This is a genomic window from Sulfurimonas sp. C5, assembly GCF_029872055.1.
In the GTDB taxonomy this organism is placed as follows: domain Bacteria; phylum Campylobacterota; class Campylobacteria; order Campylobacterales; family Sulfurimonadaceae; genus Sulfurimonas.
Genome location: NZ_JARXNQ010000003.1, coordinates 248,488 through 267,738 on the forward strand (window position 1 = coordinate 248,488; position 19,251 = coordinate 267,738).

Genomic DNA, 19,251 nt, shown 5'->3' on the forward strand with positions numbered 1-19,251 from the left:
ATGTGAATAAATAAAAAATTTCGGGGTGATTATTAGGGTATAATTCACCTTATGAATAAAATTAATATACTCGGCATAGATCCCGGAACTAGAAACATGGGATATGCGATCATTTCTCTCGAAAATCATAAAATTTCTTTAGTTGAAGCGGGTCTTATTAAGATGAAAGCAGAAGATCTGCAGTTTCAAATACCCCAGATGGTAGAAGGGCTTGAACAATTGTTTGCCAAGTATACTATTGATGAAGTGGCAATGGAAGATATCTTTTATGCACACAATCCTTCTACTACCATTAAACTGGCACAGTTTCGTGGAGCAATTATGCTAAAACTACTGCAGGAGTTTGGACAGTTTAGTGAATACACAGCCTTACAGGTGAAAAAAGCGCTTACGGGTAAAGGAAAAGCATCTAAAGAGCAAGTTGCTTTTATGGTTAAACGTCTTTTAAACATCAAAAAAGAGATAAAGCCACTAGATATTTCAGATGCTATGGCAGTCGCTATTACACATTCGCAAAGAGTAAAATTTAAATAATTTAGTTATGATTGCATAATTATTTTGAGGAGATACAATGTCAAAATTTGAAAACGTAACAATTGTAAAAGAAGCAAACATTTATGATGGAGGAAAAGTATCAAGTAGAACAGTTGAGTTTGCTGACGGTACTAGAAAAACTCTTGGTGTTATGCTTCCAGGTGAATATACTTTCAATACTGCTGAGGCTGAAATTATGGAGATGATGAGCGGAGAGCTTGATATCAAACTTCCTGGTGAAGACTGGAAAACATTAAATACGCCGGAAACTTTTAATGTTCCTGCAAATTCATCTTTCGATCTAAAAATCAAAACAGTAACAGATTACTGCTGTTCTTACATTCAAGAATAGTTAGTCTGTATATTTAGATATCAGCTGCATTAAACTCTCTTTAGGGAGTGCACCTGATACTCTTTCAACTTCTCTTCCATTTTTAAATACTATCAATGTCGGAATACTTCTGATCCCAAATCTAGCACCTAAATTTTGTTCATCTTCTGTATTTACTTTTGCAAATACAGCTTTGAGTGGAAAATGCTCGGCAGCTGCTGTGAAATTTGGAGCCATCATTTTACAAGGTCCGCACCATGGTGCCCAATAATCTACAATGACAGGTAATTCACTATTAACGATAAGTTCATCGAAGTTAGAGTTAGTTAGTTCAACAGGTTTTGTATCGAGTAGAGAGTTTTTACATTTACCGCAGTTTGCTTTTTTATAACTCTCTTTTTTAGGAACGTTATTCACGCTAAAACAATGAGGACATACTACTTTCATAATACTCTCCTTAGTTTTTAAATGATTCTATACTTTCAGCCATACCGTAGTCTGGATATTTTTTAGGATCTAAGATAGCTTGAGCTAAATAGTTGTTATCGAGATTAATAACAATAGGGGCTAAAAAATTTATTATCGATTTTTCAAGAGGTTTTTGAATGATTAAGATGTTATATACACTTACAGTAGAGTTTTCATTTATCTCTAAAAGGGCTTTTACATCTGCAGGAAGGTCAAAGGCATATTCTCTAAGTAGATTTGGTCTAATAAGGGTAAATGATATATTTTCATCATTTACATCAACCATTGTTGAGAACAGTTCATCTATCTCTTTTATTTCTACGTTAGAAGTGTTTTCAAAACCGTACAAAGTACCTTTAATTTGATAAGCCATTGCTATCCTTTTAGAATTGTCCCTCTTGATATTTAAGGGTTTCAGAAATTATATATAAAGATGAGCTCTTTATAGCTGAAATATTATAACACGCCCCGATACCAAATGCAAACTTATTTTCATTAAAAAGGATGCTTATACCCTCTTCCATATCGATGAAGTTTAGTTGGTTATCTTCTACAAGGTTTGCAGCTTCTACACTGCTAAATAAAAACTCTACTGTAATCCAGTCGAATCCTCTAGCTTTGTCTTGTGTAGCTATAACAAGTTTGATCTCAAAAGGATTAACAACTTCAAGTTCACGAAGCTCTGCTCCTTTGAAGTTATCAAATCTATCTAAGAACTCTGCAAGAGCCGGTTGTGTTAGAGGTTTCATTTTATTGACAGCCTACACATTCCATAGATCTGTCTTCAACATCGTTTTTCACTTCAGGAGACTGGCTTCTTAAGTAGTAAGTTGATTTTAGACCTAACTTCCATGCTAACATATAGATTTCGTTAAGGTATTTACCGCTTGCTTTGTCAAGAGTGATAAAGATATTAAGAGATTGTCCTTGATCGATCCATTTTTGTCTGATCGCTGCTGCTTTTACCAGGATAGTTTGGTTGAGATCATAAGCAGGAGTATAGTATGTCCAAGTCTCAGGCGAAAGTTTTGGAACAACTACAGGGATAAGTCCACTTAAGTTTTCTTCAAACCATTTACGTTTAAATACAGGCTCGATTGCTTGAGTAGTACCTGTTAAGATTGAAATAGAGCTTGTAGGTGCAACAGCCATAAGGTAACCGTTTCTCATTCCCTGATTTTTAACTTTTGTACGTAATTCATCCCATTCGTAAGATGAAGCAAATAGTCCACCGCGATCAACTAAATTGATCACTTCCGCATTTGCATGATCTTGAGGGAATACACCTTTAGACCATTTACTTCCTTCAAATTCCGGATAGCTTCCTTTTTCAGCCGCAAGATCAGAAGAAGCAGAGATAGCGTTATAACAAACAGCTTCCATAACTTCATCTACTTTATCAAAGTGTTGTTGACTTCCCCACTCTATTCCGGCTTCTGCTAACATTTGTGCTTCACCCATAACACCAAGACCGATTGAACGGCTTCTCATGTTAGTGCGTTTTACTTTTTCAACAGGGTAGAAGTTAAGATCAATAACGTTATCAAGTGCACGGATGGCAGTAGGTACGATTCTGTCAATATCCTCTTTCGTATTGATGCGTGATAAGTTGATAGATGCTAAGTTACAAACAGCAGTTGCACCGTTTACTTTCTCTTTTTCAACAACAAAGATCTCTCTGCCGCCTAAAGTATCAAGAGCAGTTACTTTTTTTGCAGGCTTTTCTATACCGCTATCAACTTTAATAATCTCTTCTTCATCATAACTCTCATATGAACCGTCTTCAAAAATGAATTTAGTTTTATAGTAGTTAGGTTCTGTGTTTTGAAAGATTTCAGTACAAAGGTTAGAACTTCTAATAACACCAAAGTGATCGTTTGGATTTGCACGGTTAGCATTATCTTTAAAACATAAAAATGGTGAACCTGTTTCAAAGTAAGATGTCAGAATCTTTTTCCAAAGGTCTTTAGCTTTTACTTTTTCTTTAACAAGAGCTTCATCATTTTCAAGTTCTATATAACGTTTTTCAAATGCGTCCCCGTAAAGCTCTGTTAATTCTCTTGTATCGTACGGATCAAATAGAGTCCAGATACTGTCTTCTTGTACACGCTTCATGAATAGATCGTTTATCCAAAGAGCAGGGAAAAGATCGTGTGCGCGACGACGCTCTTCACCAGAGTTCTTTTTAAGATCTAGGAAATCACTTACGTCTATATGCCATGGTTCAAGATAAACAGCAATAGCACCTTTTCTAGTTCCTAATTGATCAACTGCAATAGCAATATCGTTTGTTATTTTTAAAAACGGTACGGTTCCGCCTGCAGCATTTTTATGACCATCAATATACGAACCCATTGAACGAACTTGAGTCCAATCCCAACCAATACCGCCACCAAATTTAGAAAGCATAGCCATCTCTTGGTAAGCATCAAAAATACCTTCGATGTTATCAGGAGTTGAACCAATGTAACATGAACTTAACTGGTGTCTTGTAGTTCTTGCATTTGAAAGTGTCGGTGTCGCCATCATAACTTCAAATTTAGAAATCATGTCGTAAAACTTGATTGCCCACTCTTCACGATTTTCTTCACGTTGTGCCAAGAACATTGCAATTGCCATAAACATATGTTGCGGTAACTCTATTGGAGAGTTTTGTCTGTCTTTGATTAGATATCTGTCATAAAGTGTTTTCACACCAAGATAGTTAAACTGTAAGTCACGTTCAGGTTTGATATGTTTTTCAAGTTTTTCAAGATCATACATATCTTTTAAACCTAAAAGGATACGACCCTCTTTTTCACCACGCTCAAAATATTTTTTCAGTGAACAATAACCAGTAAAGCCGTTTACTTCATGATATAAGTTATAAAGGAAAAGTCTAGCTGCAACAAATGTCCAGTTAGGAGCATCGATATCAATTTTATCTACAGCAGTTTTAATAAGTGTCTGCTGAATCTCTTTTGATGTGATACCATCACGGAAATGAAGTTGTGCATCAACTTCTAGCTCACTTTGGCTAACACCTTGTAAATCCTTTACGGCTGCAGAAGTGTACTTTTGAATTTTTGTTACATCTAATGGTTCTGTTCTTCCATTTCTTTTTATAACTGTTATCATGAATCGTTCCTAATATAATTGTGAATTCTTTAGTAAATAATTAGAAATTATTTAGTAAAAAACTACGTTAAATAATTTTGATTTTATCCACTGTAAACTTTAAAAATGATGAAATTATTTGGAAATTTATATATATAATTTGAGATAATATTTCAGATTATTTGTAACTTTATTTTGATAAAAATATCTAATGATTTTTTGTGAATATATTTAGTTGATAAATAGTTTTATTTTAGATTTTATTTAGAAAATTTATACAGAAATATAGTAAAAGTAGTTTGGAATTAGATTATAGAAGTTAGTTGATTTGATTTGTTGAAGATTTTTTTCTATGCATGTAATATAAAACTCCTGTGATTAAAATACTAATAGCAATAAGACTTATAGTCCCATCTTGAATATTAATGTTTATATTGAGTTCTTGGATATTCATTGCTAACCTTGTATTGATATATAAAGCGATTGTATCCATGCTAAACTTTAAAAAGAATGAAATTTTTGTAAATATTATAGGTGTTTTGAATGTTTTTGGAGGAAAAGAAACTAAACTAACTAAAGCATTTTTATTATAATTTTACGGGCAAAAGATTTTCTATAAAAAATCTTTGCACCTATAAAATATATATTTAGCCAAATACTCTTTTGAAGATAGCATCAACATTTTTAGTGTAGTAATCGTAATTGAAACACTCACGGATTTGCTCTTCAGATAGTTTACTTCTTAGTTCATCATCTGCTAAAAGGTGGTTAAGATATAATGACTCACCGTCTTCATTTGTAGTTGGTTTTCCTTGACCAATTTCTTCCCATACTTTCATTGCATTTCTTTGAACGATTCTGTATGCGTCTTCACGGCTTACACCCTGTTTTGGAAGTTCAAGCAATACTCTTTGAGAGAAAACTAACCCACCAGTAAGGTTTAGGTTTTTCATCATATTTTCTGGCATAACAGTTAGATTAGCAATAACACTGTTCATACGGTGAAGCATAAAGTCTGTTGTAATGAATGCATCCGGTAACCAAAATCTTTCAGTTGAAGAGTGAGAGATATCTCTTTCGTGCCATAATGCTACGTTTTCCATTGCAGGTATAGAGTATGCTCTAATCATTCTACAAAGACCTGTAATGTTTTCTGTAAGAATTGGATTACGTTTGTGTGGCATTGCAGAAGAACCTTTTTGTCCTTTTGCAAAATACTCTTCTGCTTCATAAACTTCTGTTCTTTGTAAATGTCTAACTTGAACAGCAAACTTTTCAACTGAAGAAGCAAGTAATCCTAAAGCAGTTGCAAGTCTTGCATATCTGTCACGGTGAACAACCTGGTTTGAACAAGGCTCAGGTTTTAAACCTAATTCTGCCATTGCTAATTCTTCAAGTTCTAATGGAGCGTGAGCAAAGTTACCCATTGCACCAGAGATTTGACCTACAGAGATAACTTCCATAGTCTCTTCAAGATTTTTTAGGTGACGTGCAACTTCATCGTACCATACTGCTAAAGTTAAACCAAATGTAATTGGCTCACCATGAATACCATGAGAACGTCCAACCATTAAAGTAAATTTATGTTCTTCAGCACGTTTTTTAATAGACTCCATTAACATCTTTACATCTTCGATGATGATTGTTAAAGAATCTCTCATTTGTAAAGCTACACCAGTATCAACTGCATCTGAAGATGTCATACCGTAGTGGAACCAACGTGATTCATCACCAAGTGATTCTGATACAGATGTATTAAAAGCAATTAAGTCATGTTTTGTAACCGCTTCGATCTCTTCAATTCTTTCAACTGAGAATGTAGCGTTTTCTACAATTTTTTTACAATCTTCATCAGGAATAAGTCCAAGTTTATTCCAAGCTTTTACAGCTGCTTTTTCAACTTCTAGCCACGCAGCATATCTAGCGTGTTGAGTCCAATGTTTAGTCATCTCTTCACGAGCGTATCTTTCTACCATATATAACCCTTCTATAATATGTTATCATTCGCATAATTTAAATATCGAATTTTACAGTAATAATGATGAAAGAGGGATTAATTGCCATTTGTAATTGAGAAGTTTTCCGTAGAGAAAAAACAAAGACTGTTTCTATTTCTAATGAAAGAGCTAGGCTATACTCAAAAAGAAGCACAGCGACTTATTGCAAAAGGAAGAGTGGCTTACAATGGGGATGTAGTTACTAAAGCATCAGAGGAAGTTGAAGGTGAAATAGAGTTTATCCATTTTGAACCAGTTACGAAAGGATTGAAACCTATATATATAGAAAAGGAATTTGTAGTTTTCGATAAGCCAAGCGGAGTACTTATTCACCCACAAAATAGAAATACTGAATATTCATTAATAGATGAATTGAAATATCAATACGGTAAAGATGCAAATATTACACATAGAATAGATAAAGAGACCAGTGGTCTTGTACTCTGTGCTACAAATAAACAAAGCGAAAAAGATATTAAGATAATGTTTCAAGAGAGAGATATGAAAAAAACATATCTTGCTATGGTACATGGAGAGTTTAAAGAGGAAATGATCGTAGAAGCTCCCCTACTTCGTTATCAAGATAAAAACTCTGCATTAATAAGAATGGTAGTTAAAGTTGATGAAAAAGGAAAAGCTTCTAAAACATCTTTTAAACCGTTAAAGTATTTTAAAGAGTTAGATATGACTCTAGTAGAGTGTAAACCACATACCGGAAGACAACATCAAATACGTGTTCATTTGTTTCACGTGAAACATCCAATAGTTGGTGATCCTGTTTACGGTCAAAAAGAGGAAGATTTAGTTCGCTATTTAGATCGAGAGCTTACAGATGAAGAGAGAAAAGTTTTAAGCGGAGCATCAAGATTATTATTACATGCACATGAACTAGAATTCGAACTTTATAATCACACATATAAAATCAAGAGTGAAGTTGATTTTGAAAAACTTTCTTTAGAACTTCTAGGATGTGAATAACTTTTATAGCTTGAACATATCAAAATGAAAAGTTAAACTTATAATAGAAAATAATTTTTATAAAGCCCTGAAAATAGGGTTTTTAAGCATGCTTTTATACATCTATATAAGCTAATATTTATATAAAAAAACTCTTAAATATAGAAGAAATTTTGAAATTCATTCAAAGTTATACATAATATAATTCACATATTAGAACAATGTGTGAATAATACACACTCGTAACAAATTTTAATATTTTTTTTCGATTATAAGTTACTTTAAGTAATGAAAGGTAAAAAGTAAAAATAGATTTTTTTAAGATTAGTCAGGTATTATTACATTCATAGACGACCTCCCTGGTGTGTTGGTCGTCTTTTATACTTCGTTGTATCTTTTAATGATTTTTTTCACGCGAGAACGGAGGTTTTTAATAGCATCTGTACTTGTATTTCCATCTACTGCTAAATTTTCAAAATCATCACCTAGCTGTGCTTTTGCTATCCAACCAATTTTATCATGGTATTTAATCCCTACAAAACGAACATCGCCAAAATGAGATTTACACAGTTTATAAACCTCTTTGATTCTGTCTGCGTCAGTTTTTTCTTTTTTTATTGCCATAATTTCTCCTTTTTAATTAATCTTCTTTAACTGCAGCATATAAAAAGCCGCCTACACCTACAGCAAATACTATAACAACAACTATTACTTCAAATATATCTACACTTGTAAAATCACCCATGATTCCTCTTTATTATATAATGATTATTTTTAAATGATTATACAAGAGAATAATCAATAGATTGTTGTAGAAGGAAAAGAGGATGAGCTAATCTTTAAGATTGTTTCATCTCTTCTTGAGTTTTTTCTTTGAGTTGACCACATGCAGCGCTGATGTCTATACCTTTAGAATCACGTATTGTAGATAATAAGCCATGTTTTATAAGATATTCTTGGAATTTATGCATATCCTCATAGCTAGGGCGTTCATAATCACTTCCCGGATATGGATTAAAATAGATAAGATTTACTTTTGCTTTGATTCCAGAGAGCAGTTTAACAAGTTTTTTTGCACTTCCAAGATCATCATTTTTGTTTTTAATAACTAAATATTCAAACATAACGCGTTTTCTTGTGTCAATTGGAAAACGTTTTACCGCATCTATAATAGAGTTAATGTTATGCGCCTTATTCATAGGAATAAGTTCAGTTCTAAGAGCATCATCAACTGCATGAAGTGAAATTGCAATGTGAACACCTAGATCCATCTTTCCTAGAGCATCTATTTTATTGCTCAAACCACTCGTACTAACAGTTTGTCGTTTGCCCGATATAGACAGACCGTCATCCTCTTTAAATATCTCTATGGCTTTTGCCAGGTTATCTAAGTTATCTAACGGTTCTCCCATACCCATATATACTATATTGATTTTACGGTTATGTTTGTGTTCGTTATCACGTTTGAGATTTACTACCTGAGCTACAATCTCCCCAGCTGTAAGATCGCGTGTAAAACCGCCTTTAGCCGTTAAACAAAATGCACACCCTACTTTACATCCTACTTGTGTTGATACACAGATAGTATATTTTGCTTCTTGAATGAGTTTCCCATCTTCATCGAACTGGTCCTCTTTCATTTTAAGCCAAACAGCTTCAACCGTTTTGCCGTCTTGGAGTTCAAAAAGATATTTGATTGTACCATCACTCGATTCCTCTTTACGTACAATCTTCATAGGATTAACAATGTATTTTTCTGCTAACTCTTCTTTGAGATTTTTAGGAATGTTTTTCATCTCTTCAAAGCTTTGCGCATACTGGTGATAGAGCCAGCCATATATCTGTTTTGCTCTAAATGATGGTTTTACAAGCTCACTAAGCTCTTTTAACGTAAAATCGTAAAGCGATTGTTTTATGTTAGTCATCTTTGTGTTAGTTCCTTGATGCGTCTTTTAGTATGCTCTTCTAGTAGCTTTTTTGCTTTTTCATGGTTTTGTATAAAGTCTTTATGTGCATTTTCATCAGTATAATTTGTAACACAAAATACACCACCTGCTGGAATATTAAACTCTTTTGCGATCTGTAAAACGGAAAAAAATTCCATGTTTTCTATACCTATTCCATAGTTTAAAAACTTTGCTGTTTTCTCTTTACACGTACTTATATAATTTGAACTATTCACAATAACATCTTTTTTTTCTTCAATGTTAGTAGATACTACATTGTCAATAGGTGTATAAGCACAGTTGTCTAAAAATGCAAGTTCAATGTTAGCTGCTGTTTTACTCTCTATAATGTCAAATATATTTGCTTGACCGTAACTGCCTGCAGTCCCTACAAAGAGTAAAAATTCAGGTTTATCAAACAAACAAAGACGTGTTATATTCATTGCAGTTTCAACAAGCCCTACTCCCATAGGAGTTGCAAAATCAAATGTTTCGTTGTTCCCTGCACATATGATCATTTTTTAAACTCACACATATCTTCTAAATTGAGTCTAAATTTTTGAGGCTGAGGGTTTTCTCTATAACCAAAAGTACAAACCAAAGAGATCTCTTCTTCATTTGTATCTATTGAAAGAAGTTGTTCTAAAGCCTCTTTTTCAAAACCTTCAATTGGACATGAGTCGATACCGATGAGTGCTGCAGAAGTAATCATTGAGCTAAACATTATATATGCTTGACGAGTACCCCATTCGTAAATATCATCGCTCTTAAGAGATTTATGAAAGTTTTCATATACCTGCATATATTTTTCTTGAGCTTCTTTTGGAAGTTTTCTTTGAGAAAATTTATCTTTTACCCATTCACTATACGGTTTTAAATCTTTTGTTCTTGTTTTAAAAATTACAAGATGTGAACAACTATCGATTTGATTTTGGTTCCAACAAAATGGTTTAATATCTTTTTTTAATTGCTCATTTGTTATAACTGTTAGTCGCACACCCTCCATACCAAATGAAGTTGGACTAAGTCTTGCTGTTTCTAGAATGAAGTTAAAGTCTTCATCATTAATTTTTTTTGTCGCATCAAAAAGTTTGCATGCATGGCGAAAGTTATATGCGTCTAAAAGAGTTTGTTTGATGTTTTCCATTTTACAACCTTACTGGGATGTTATTCTCGTGTAAATAGTGTTTAAGTTCCATTATATCGATCTCTTTATAATGGAAGATACTTGCAGCTAATGCTGCATCTGCTCCTGAATTAAATGCATCTTTAATATGTTCCATAGTCCCTGCTCCACCACTTGCTATTACAGGAACGTTAACAGCTTCAGAGATAGCTTTTGTAATATTTAGCTCGAATCCGGCTTTTGTACCGTCAGCATCCATTGAAGTAAGTAAAATCTCACCACTTCCACGCTCAACAGCTTCTTTTGCCCATTCGATAGCATCTATACCTGTGTCTACCCTACCTCCGTTAAGGTAAACGTTGTATCTGTCACCTGTCTTTTTCACATCGATTGCTGTAACTATACATTGGCTACCAAATCTCTTTGCACCTTCATCGATAAGTTCAGGACGTTTGATTGCAGCTGAGTTCACACTTACTTTATCACAACCTACATTTAAAAGTTTATAGATATCATCAAGCTTACGGATACCACCACCAACTGTAAGTGGAATAAAGATCTCTTTTGCAACCTGTTCTACTATATCTACTATAGTATCGCGATTGTCAGAAGAAGCTGTAATATCTAAAAACGTGATCTCATCTGCACCCTCTTCATTATAACGACGAGCTACTTCTACAGGATCACCCGCATCTTGTAAACCGACAAAGTTAACACCTTTAACAACACGACCATCTTTTACATCCAAACAAGGGATAATTCTTTTAGCAAAATAATTCATAAGTGTATTATACAATTTTACTCTTAATGAGTGGTTTGTTTCACGTGAAACATGTGATAAAATTATTATAATATTTTATAACATTATTCATTTTGATATATTTACAGCTATTTTAGAAATTTTTAAATATAATACTAATATAATATTTTTTAATGATAAACCAAGCTTTATATTAGGATTTAGGTTATGACAAAAGAAGAGGTATTGGAGCATTTAAGATCTGCTAAATCTGCACATATTAAATGGGTTCAAAAGGCAAAACTGCTTATAAACGGGATTGATGTGGAAGAGAGTGCTATACCAGTAGATTCAACGGAATGTAATTTTGGGAAATGGTTCTATGGTGACGGACAAGTGTTGAACTCTTTATCTAATAATCCTCTAGAGTGTATGCAAAGTATTGAAAAATTGCATTTTAAATTACATGATCAATATTTACAGATCTTTAATATCTATTTTTCACAAGAGAAAAAAGCAGGTTTTTTTGCCAAACTTCTTGGTATGAAAAGAAAAGAGATCAGTAAGACTGAACATGATTTGGCAGAGAAATATTATTTCGAAATGGAAGATATATCAAAACAACTGCTGGAGGAGATTAACAGGCTTGAACGCCGTTTAATTGCAATTCCTAAATCTAAGATAGAAGAATTGGTCTAAAATAGGAAATTTTTATAATATTATTACCTTACTATAAGGAATAATGTTATAAACTCTTATCCATGAATAACCATAATGTTGTGGCAAAAAAGAAATTTGGACAAAACTTTTTACAAGATCAGGAAGTTTTGCGCAAAATCATCGAAGCGATGCCCAAAAATGACAATAAAATTGTTGAAATTGGACCTGGCTTAGGTGATTTAACTAAATTTTTAGTTGATGTCAAAAGTGTAGAAGCTTTTGAGGTAGATACCGATTTATGTAAACTGTTACAGAGTAAATTTCGAGAAGAGATCAATACCAAGCGACTCCATATAAACTGTGGAGATGTTTTAGAAGCTTGGCAGAGTGAGCTTATAGATGAGCCGTATGATTTAGTGGCAAATTTGCCCTACTATATTGCGACAAATATCATCTTAAAAGCGCTTGCAGATCCGATGTGTAAAAATATACTCGTAATGGTTCAGCTTGAAGTTGCAGAGAAATTTTGTGCAAATGAAGGCGATAAAGTTTTTGGTTCTTTGGGGGTCATTACCCAAAGTGTAGGAACTGCTAAAATAGTAGTAAAAGTTCCGCCAACTGCTTTTGATCCTCAGCCAAAAGTTGATTCTGCAGTTTTTCTTATTGAGAAGCAAAAAGATAGATCAGACAATGCTTTTGAGGCTTTTTTGAGAGTTGCATTCACACAGCCTCGAAAAACATTGATGAAAAATCTTTCTGCTAAATATGAAAAATCAAAACTTCAAGAGGCTTTTAGTGAACTAGAGCTTTTATCGACTATTCGCCCTCATCAAGTTTCAACTAAGGACTATCACCAACTCTATAAAAAAATCATATAAATATACAAGGAGTTTGGATGGCAGAAGAGACAAGAGAGGTTCAACAAAAACCTCAAACAGACCTTAAAGCAAACCACAGAAGAAATGCGAAGCGTTCAAAAACAAATAACCCAAGTAACCAAAATAAGTCTTCAGACGAAAAATCTGCAAAACCTGCAAATAACAGAAGTAGAAACAATAATAGAGGTAGTAGCTCAAGAGGGCGTAGACAATCGACTCCTACAGATGAAAATCTTAAATCTTTTGTTACAAAAAACCAAGAGTCTCATAAAAAAAGACTTAATCCACACTATAAATTAGACCTAAACTCAAAAGCTAAAGTACGTATCACACCACTTGGTGGTTTAGGTGAAATCGGTGGGAATATTGCTGTTTTTGAAACAGAAAACGAAGCAATTCTAATTGACGTAGGGATGAGTTTCCCGGATGAAGAGATGCACGGTGTTGATATCTTAATTCCTGATTTTGCATACTTAAGAGAGATCAAGCATAAGATTGTAGCGGTTATCATTACCCATGCTCACGAAGACCATATCGGTGCAATGCCGTATCTTTATAAAGAGATGCAGTTCCCTATTTACGGAACGCCTTTACCGTTAGCGATGATCGGAAATAAATTTGACGAGCACCATTTAAAAGATTGTAGAAAATATTTTAATCCAATCGAGAAGCGTCAAGTTTACAAAATCGGTAATGACTTTGAAATCGAATGGATGCATATGACACACTCGATTATTGATTCATCTTCATTAGCAATTACAACAGAAGCAGGGACTATTATCCATACTGGTGACTTTAAGATAGATCACACTCCTGTAGATGGATATCCAGCAGACTTACACCGTTTAGCATATTATGGAGATAGAGGAGTACTTTGTTTACTAAGTGACTCTACAAACTCGCATAACCCAAATCCTACACCGTCTGAGTTAACTGTAGCACCGGCACTTGATCGTGCTTTTTCTAAAGCTGAGGGCAGGGTGATTCTTTCAACGTTCAGTTCAAACATCCACCGTGTGTACCAAGCTATTCAGTATGGTGTAAAACATGGGCGTAAGGTATGTGTAATCGGTAGAAGTATGGAAAGAAATATCGAGATTGCGATGCAATACGATTATATTAGATTCCCTAAAAACATCTTTGTTGATGCGGAAGAAGTTTCTCGTATGAATGACAAAGATGTTCTTATCGTGACAACAGGTTCACAAGGAGAGGCTAACTCTGCTCTATTTAGAATGAGTATCGGTGAACACAGACATATTAAGATCAAGCCGACAGACTTAATCATCCTTTCTTCTCGTGCAATTCCAGGGAATGAAGGAAGTATTTCAAATATGATGAACTTCATCCAAAAATGTGGGGCTACTGTTTCTATGGACAGAGATATTCACGTTTCTGGTCACGCTTCGATCGAAGAGCAAAAACTAATGCTTCGTTTAGTAAATCCGAAATTCTTCTTACCTGTTCACGGTGAGTACAATCACGTTATGAAGCACAAAGAGACAGCTATTCTGTGTGGAGTACCTGAAAGAAACGTTCTTCTTATGACAGACGGTGAGCAGATCGAAGTTGCACCAAAATATATGAGAAAAGTTAAAACTGTTAAAACAGGTAAGACATATATCGATAACCAAAATAATCTTGAGATTGAAGATGATATCGTAATCGATCGTCAAAAACTTGCGAATGACGGTGTTGTAATGATCGTGGCAGAAGTAAGTGAACAAGATGCGAAAATGCTAAACAAACCAAAAGTAACTTCATTTGGTTTAGTAGCGGACAAAAAAGACAAAGCGTTTGCAAAAGAGATTGAGGATGTACTAGAAAACTTCCTAATCAATATGAAACCAGGTCTTATCAGCAACCATAAAGCGTTTGAGGCTGACTTACGTCAAGCGGTACGTAAACATATCTATAGAAGAATGAAAAAATATCCGCTTATCGTTCCTCACACTTTTATCCACTAAAAACTTTATAAGTGCATTCTTATGCACTTATCTCCTACATAGAAATTAGCTATGACTCAAGCAGAAAAATCAGATTTAAAAAATACGATAAAAGACTCTTTAAAAAACCTACAAATAGAATTGGAAGAGTTAGAAAAGAGATTAATACCAATTAAAAAAGATTGTTCATTGGACCACGCTGCATATCAGACACTACTTCAAGAGCAAGCAGTTTTTTTTAATAGATATCAAGAGCTTCAGGAAAGATTTGAAAGATTATCTTCTGTAATGGTTCGTATAGATAATACTGAATACGGAATATGTCAAGAGTGTGAAGAGGAAATAGCCGTCGAGCGACTAAAACTTGTTCCGGAGTCTATTTATTGCGTAAAGTGTCTGAATAGGTTTTAAATAAATTTTTTATTACATTATTTTCTCAGCAAGATAGTGTTATGCTATCATTAAAAAAAAATTCAAAGGCAAAACTTTGTCAGATAAAAATACAGAATTTGAAAATGCAGTAAAGATGATGATGGAGCATGTTGGAGAAGATCCTTCTCGTGAAGGCTTACAAGACACTCCAAAACGTGTAAGAAAAGCGTATGAATTTATTTATGGTGGATATAAAGAAAATCCAAAAGAGATCCTCTCATCAGCACTTTTTACAAGTACAAACGATGAGATGGTACTTGTAAAGGATATCGAATTTTATTCAACATGTGAGCATCACTTATTACCAATTATAGGACGTGTACATGTAGCATACATTCCAGATGGTAAAGTTGTCGGACTTTCAAAAATTCCTCGTGTTGTAAATGTTTTTGCACGTCGTATGCAGATTCAAGAGCAATTAACGGAGCAGATAGCAGATGCAATCATGGATACGATTGAACCAAAAGGGGTTGCCGTTGTCGTTGAAGCACGCCATATGTGTATGGAGATGAGAGGGGTTGAGAAAATTAACTCTACTACTACTTCATCGGCTCTTCGTGGTTTATTTAAAAAAGATGATAAAACAAGAGCAGAGTTTTTCTCTTTAATTAATTCTCCGTCAGGGACTAAATTTTAACACATGCCGCTCTCATCACTAAAAGATAAACTCGGCAATAAAAACTATTCGGTTGCATTTGGCGAAGTTGTAAAGATCAATGCAACTGTGATTATTGCAAAAGGTTTACGTGTAAGCATTAGTGATATGGTTAAAATAGTCTCAAACGATACAGGGCAGGAAACGGTCGGTATGGTTACTGAGATTGACGGAACTTCTTTTTATATTACACCGTTTAGTTTTGTAGAGGGATTCCGCTCGGGTGATCGTGTATTTCTTGATGCAACAGGTTTAAATATTCCTGTCGGTGATGCACTTTTAGGTCGCGTAGTTGATCCTTTTATGCGTCCAATTGACGGCAAAGGTCCTATAGAGAGTGCAAAACTCTCTCCAATTATCAAAGCACCGATTGCTGCGATGAAACGTGGTATGATCGATGAAGTATTTGGAGTAGGGGTCAAAAGCATTGATGGTCTTTTAACTTGTGGAAAAGGACAAAAGTTAGGGATATTTGCAGGAAGCGGTGTTGGTAAATCTACTTTAATGGGGATGATTGTTCGAGGTTCTGAAGCCCCAATTAAAGTAGTTGCACTTATTGGTGAGCGTGGACGTGAAGTACCGGAGTTTATTGAAAAAAATCTTGGAGGCGATCTTACTAACACTGTTATAGTTGTTGCAACAAGTGATGATTCTCCACTTATGAGAAAATACGGTGCCTTTGCTGCTATGAGTGTTGCAGAGCATTTTAAAGATAAAAATCAAGATGTACTTTTCATTATGGACTCTGTAACCCGTTTTGCTATGGCACAGCGTGAAATAGGTTTGGCACTTGGTGAACCACCGACCTCAAAAGGGTATCCGCCTTCATCTTTGACTCTTTTACCGCAACTTATGGAACGTGCAGGAAAAGAGGTAGGCAAGGGTAGTATTACTGCATTTTTTACGGTCCTTATAGAAGGGGATGATATGAGTGATCCAATTGCCGATCAGTCCCGCTCTATTTTAGATGGGCACATTGTTCTCTCAAGAGAGATGACAGATTTCGGTATCTATCCGCCAGTACATATTTTAAACTCGGCTTCGCGTGTAATGAACGATATTATCTCTCAGGAACATTATAAAGCAGCTATGAAATTTCGTCGTTTATATACACTTCTAAAAGAAAATGAGACGCTGATCAGAATAGGTGCTTACAATAAAGGGACAGATCCGGAACTTGATGAAGCGATCGATAAAAAAGAATCGATGCAGCGCTTTATTGCTCAGGGTGCAATGTTTAAAGTAATGTTTGAAGAGGTTGTAAACGAACTTATTGAGATAATGGAGTAATTAGTTTTTATATTCTCGGACGATAGATGCAGATTCCAGCCAAGCATCACGATCTTTAAAAAGCTCTTGATTGGTTGTGATTGCCAGTTTTTTCTGCGAGAGCTTCTCATATGTCCTCATTAATGTTTTTATCTCCGTATCCAAGCCGAAGATATCAATGTAAGAGTAAATAATACTTTCTGCTTTAGTATATGCTCTTTTTGAGAGAAGCTGTTTGATCTTTGTCTGAAAGCAAAGGCGAATAAGATCACCGACTTTTGCACTTCTGCTTTTTAAAACTATAAGTTCTCCCAAAACCTCTTTAATACCTTTAAGGTCCCCTTTTAGTGCTAAATTTTCACATTTATCTATCCGTTTTAACCAATGGCTTTCAAGCATTTTCGAGAGCTTTAAGGGCTCTAAAGACTTTGATTTGTCCAATGTAAGATAACAATTAAAAAAATCATTTTTCTCATAGTAAGAAAGCAGGGTTTTTGTATTGTTTGCAAGTTCAAAGAGCTCTTGTAGCTGTTCGCGTATTTGCGGAATATATTGAACCTGTTTTATTTTTTCAATAGCGATAGGAATATCAGTTTGATAGATGTTATTTCGAATCTCTAAAAGTTTATTTTGTAACTTATCTAAAAGATCTTGATATTGCGGGAGTTGTGCAAAAACAGAGTTTTTTTTGATTAAAGAAGCAATGTTTTGATAGTTTTTAGTTTTTATAGCACTAAGAAAAAGTAAAAAATCTTTATTGTTATGTATTAGAAGTTTTACAAGAAGTTTTTTGGATTGAACACTTTTATAAACAGATAATATCTCATCAGCTATATCCATTCTTCCTATTTTAATTTGTTTTTGGGCAAAATCGAATGTTTTTTTAAATTCATCTTCGAGTTTTTTATAAGGATAAGTCCTTTTTAATGTCGGATAGTTTTCACTGATAGAGTAGGCTAGATGATGTTTTTTAGCTAAAACAAGGGTATGAAACTTCTTGTATTGTTCAAAAGAGTTAAGAACAAGGTTAATATCATCTTTTTTGCTTTTGATGGTTGAAAACTGGCTGAGCAAGATCATTGCTTCTTGTTTATTTGAATTGATGAGGGCATCCAATGCCTGATTATATAATCTATTATATATATCTTCAAGTTCTTGGTAAGCAGGTGTTGATAGCAGCAAAGGATTTTTTTCAACAAGCAGGTAAGCGCGTTCAAGTAAATTTCTTTTGATAAGATCTTCAAACTCTTCTAAGCGGGAAAAAGAAGTTTTTTCTACACTGTTATCTTCAAGAACAGCAACAATAGTATCTTCTTCTACTAAAGTAAAAGATTTTACATTTAAATTAAATTTGATAAGCTCATTGGAAACTACTTTTTGTGCATTTAGATCAAGAAGAGCAATTTTGTTGGATTCCCCGCTAACCATCGCATAATTTGTATTAGGGATGGGAATAATAGTTGAAACGATACCTACTGGACTGGTAATAGTTTTAGTGTGCCTATATTGTGTCAGATTGTGAAAATAAATATTTGAGTCAATAGTAGCAGAGATAAGAAGTTCATTATTAATGAATTTGAGTGTGTTTACTCGTACTCGTGCAGACTGAATGGTTTGTTTGTGTGTTAATGAATGGAGTTTTATAATGGTAATAGCACCCCCATAACCGCTGCATGCCACATATGTGTCATTTGATTCAATTGCGCCTACATAGTTTTTATCAATTACTTTTTTTCCAATTGGATTGTTAAAAGGGAAAGAACAAAGACGTGATAGACTTGTTTTTCCATCATATCTGTACTGTACAACACGACCGTTTTTTGTTCCTGTTATAAGATAGGGAGAGTTTTGTACAAAATGGAGTATCTCGATATCTCCCGTATAGCTAATGATAGTTTGTAAAACGGCTTTTGTTTTTGTATGAATTATATAGATAGTTTTTCCATTGGCAATTGCAACGAGTTCTAAACTTTTATGAAAGTCTATAGCTGTCGTTTGGCTGGAAAGGTACTCAACAGATATATTGCTTAATGCCTTACATGTCAGTGTAGAAAAAGATTTTATAGTTTTATGTTGAAGTGCATAGATAACTTTATCGTCATTAAGTGCTTGGAAGGCAATAATATTGCCTCTTGCTCGAAAACATTCTTTTTTTTCGATCATTCGTTCTCAACTCTTCCTGCTAGCATAATATGGAAATTATTATAGCTGTCACAC

The 19,251-nt window shown here is 34.2% G+C and carries 21 protein-coding genes; 9 read left to right on the top strand and 12 right to left on the bottom strand.

The window, feature by feature from the left end; all coding sequences use genetic code 11:
• The first annotated feature begins 60 nt into the window (after positions 1 to 60).
• Entirely contained in the window at positions 61 to 534 is a 474-nt protein-coding gene (gene ruvC / locus P6N22_RS07380) for a crossover junction endodeoxyribonuclease RuvC (protein WP_280331725.1), read from the top strand.
• A 37-nt stretch (positions 535 to 571) separates the two neighbouring features.
• On the top strand, positions 572 to 886 hold the full coding sequence (locus tag P6N22_RS07385) for a pyrimidine/purine nucleoside phosphorylase (protein ID WP_280331643.1): 315 nt from the start codon (positions 572 to 574) through the stop codon (positions 884 to 886).
• On the opposite strand, the gene trxC is transcribed toward P6N22_RS07385, so the two are convergent.
• From trxC to purB, 6 genes are all read right to left on the bottom strand, one after another.
• Positions 887 to 1,312 (bottom strand): thioredoxin TrxC, encoded by a 426-nt coding sequence (gene trxC / locus P6N22_RS07390; RefSeq protein WP_280331644.1) that lies wholly within the window; start codon positions 1,310 to 1,312, stop codon positions 887 to 889.
• 10 nt (positions 1,313 to 1,322) lie between these two features.
• Entirely contained in the window at positions 1,323 to 1,706 is a 384-nt protein-coding gene (gene fliW, locus P6N22_RS07395; protein WP_280331646.1) for a flagellar assembly protein FliW, read from the bottom strand.
• A 10-nt stretch (positions 1,707 to 1,716) separates the two neighbouring features.
• Positions 1,717 to 2,082 (bottom strand): hypothetical protein, encoded by a 366-nt coding sequence (locus tag P6N22_RS07400; RefSeq protein ID WP_280331648.1) that lies wholly within the window; start codon positions 2,080 to 2,082, stop codon positions 1,717 to 1,719.
• Position 2,083: 1 nt separating this feature from the next.
• Positions 2,084 to 4,450, bottom strand: coding sequence for a ribonucleoside-diphosphate reductase subunit alpha (locus P6N22_RS07405; RefSeq protein ID WP_280331650.1), 2,367 nt, complete (start codon positions 4,448 to 4,450; stop codon positions 2,084 to 2,086).
• Positions 4,451 to 4,748: 298 nt separating this feature from the next.
• Positions 4,749 to 4,922: a hypothetical protein gene (locus tag P6N22_RS07410; protein ID WP_280331652.1), complete on the bottom strand. Its 174-nt coding sequence runs from the start codon at positions 4,920 to 4,922 to the stop codon at positions 4,749 to 4,751.
• Positions 4,923 to 5,076: 154 nt separating this feature from the next.
• Positions 5,077 to 6,405, bottom strand: a complete 1,329-nt coding sequence (purB, locus tag P6N22_RS07415; protein ID WP_280331654.1) for an adenylosuccinate lyase — start codon at positions 6,403 to 6,405, stop codon at positions 5,077 to 5,079.
• A gap of 81 nt (positions 6,406 to 6,486) precedes the next feature.
• Here purB and P6N22_RS07420 point away from each other — a divergent pair, with 81 nt between their 5' ends.
• On the top strand, positions 6,487 to 7,404 hold the full coding sequence (locus tag P6N22_RS07420; protein WP_280331656.1) for an RluA family pseudouridine synthase: 918 nt from the start codon (positions 6,487 to 6,489) through the stop codon (positions 7,402 to 7,404).
• Between the two features lie 357 nt (positions 7,405 to 7,761).
• On the opposite strand, the gene P6N22_RS07425 is transcribed toward P6N22_RS07420, so the two are convergent.
• The 5 genes from P6N22_RS07425 to hisF form a co-directional block, all read right to left on the bottom strand.
• A complete protein-coding gene (locus P6N22_RS07425; protein WP_280331658.1) occupies positions 7,762 to 8,007 on the bottom strand; it encodes a hypothetical protein in 246 nt (81 codons plus the stop codon).
• A gap of 215 nt (positions 8,008 to 8,222) precedes the next feature.
• Positions 8,223 to 9,308 carry a 23S rRNA (adenine(2503)-C(2))-methyltransferase RlmN gene (rlmN, locus tag P6N22_RS07430; RefSeq protein WP_280331660.1) on the bottom strand — a complete coding sequence of 362 codons (1,086 nt, stop codon included), beginning with the start codon at positions 9,306 to 9,308 and terminating at the stop codon, positions 8,223 to 8,225.
• On the bottom strand, positions 9,305 to 9,847 hold the full coding sequence (locus P6N22_RS07435; protein WP_280331662.1) for a purine-nucleoside phosphorylase: 543 nt from the start codon (positions 9,845 to 9,847) through the stop codon (positions 9,305 to 9,307). Before P6N22_RS07435 ends, rlmN begins: the two co-directional genes overlap by 4 nt.
• Positions 9,844 to 10,476, bottom strand: a complete 633-nt coding sequence (locus tag P6N22_RS07440; protein ID WP_280331663.1) for an NAD(P)H-dependent oxidoreductase — start codon at positions 10,474 to 10,476, stop codon at positions 9,844 to 9,846. The genes P6N22_RS07435 and P6N22_RS07440 overlap by 4 nt, the downstream gene beginning before the upstream one ends.
• Position 10,477: 1 nt before the next feature.
• Positions 10,478 to 11,236 carry an imidazole glycerol phosphate synthase subunit HisF gene (gene hisF, locus P6N22_RS07445; RefSeq protein WP_280331665.1) on the bottom strand — a complete coding sequence of 253 codons (759 nt, stop codon included), beginning with the start codon at positions 11,234 to 11,236 and terminating at the stop codon, positions 10,478 to 10,480.
• Positions 11,237 to 11,422: 186 nt separating this feature from the next.
• Between hisF and P6N22_RS07450 the strand changes: the two genes are divergently transcribed.
• The 6 genes from P6N22_RS07450 to fliI all read left to right on the top strand — a co-directional run bounded on the left by P6N22_RS07450 (position 11,423) and on the right by fliI (position 17,055).
• A complete protein-coding gene (locus P6N22_RS07450; protein ID WP_280331667.1) occupies positions 11,423 to 11,893 on the top strand; it encodes a CZB domain-containing protein in 471 nt (156 codons plus the stop codon).
• 62 nt (positions 11,894 to 11,955) lie between these two features.
• Positions 11,956 to 12,732: a 16S rRNA (adenine(1518)-N(6)/adenine(1519)-N(6))-dimethyltransferase RsmA gene (rsmA, locus tag P6N22_RS07455; protein WP_280331669.1), complete on the top strand. Its 777-nt coding sequence runs from the start codon at positions 11,956 to 11,958 to the stop codon at positions 12,730 to 12,732.
• Between the two features lie 17 nt (positions 12,733 to 12,749).
• Positions 12,750 to 14,699 carry a ribonuclease J gene (locus tag P6N22_RS07460; RefSeq protein WP_280331670.1) on the top strand — a complete coding sequence of 650 codons (1,950 nt, stop codon included), beginning with the start codon at positions 12,750 to 12,752 and terminating at the stop codon, positions 14,697 to 14,699.
• Positions 14,700 to 14,750: 51 nt separating this feature from the next.
• Positions 14,751 to 15,089: a TraR/DksA C4-type zinc finger protein gene (locus tag P6N22_RS07465; RefSeq protein ID WP_280331672.1), complete on the top strand. Its 339-nt coding sequence runs from the start codon at positions 14,751 to 14,753 to the stop codon at positions 15,087 to 15,089.
• 76 nt (positions 15,090 to 15,165) lie between these two features.
• Positions 15,166 to 15,747 (top strand): GTP cyclohydrolase I FolE, encoded by a 582-nt coding sequence (gene folE / locus P6N22_RS07470; protein WP_280331674.1) that lies wholly within the window; start codon positions 15,166 to 15,168, stop codon positions 15,745 to 15,747.
• 3 nt (positions 15,748 to 15,750) lie between these two features.
• Positions 15,751 to 17,055, top strand: a complete 1,305-nt coding sequence (fliI, locus tag P6N22_RS07475; RefSeq protein ID WP_280331676.1) for a flagellar protein export ATPase FliI — start codon at positions 15,751 to 15,753, stop codon at positions 17,053 to 17,055.
• Here the strand turns inward: fliI and P6N22_RS07480 are convergent, their stop codons facing one another.
• Positions 17,056 to 19,197, bottom strand: a complete 2,142-nt coding sequence (locus P6N22_RS07480; RefSeq protein WP_280331678.1) for a hypothetical protein — start codon at positions 19,195 to 19,197, stop codon at positions 17,056 to 17,058.
• Positions 19,198 to 19,251: the final 54 nt, after the last annotated feature.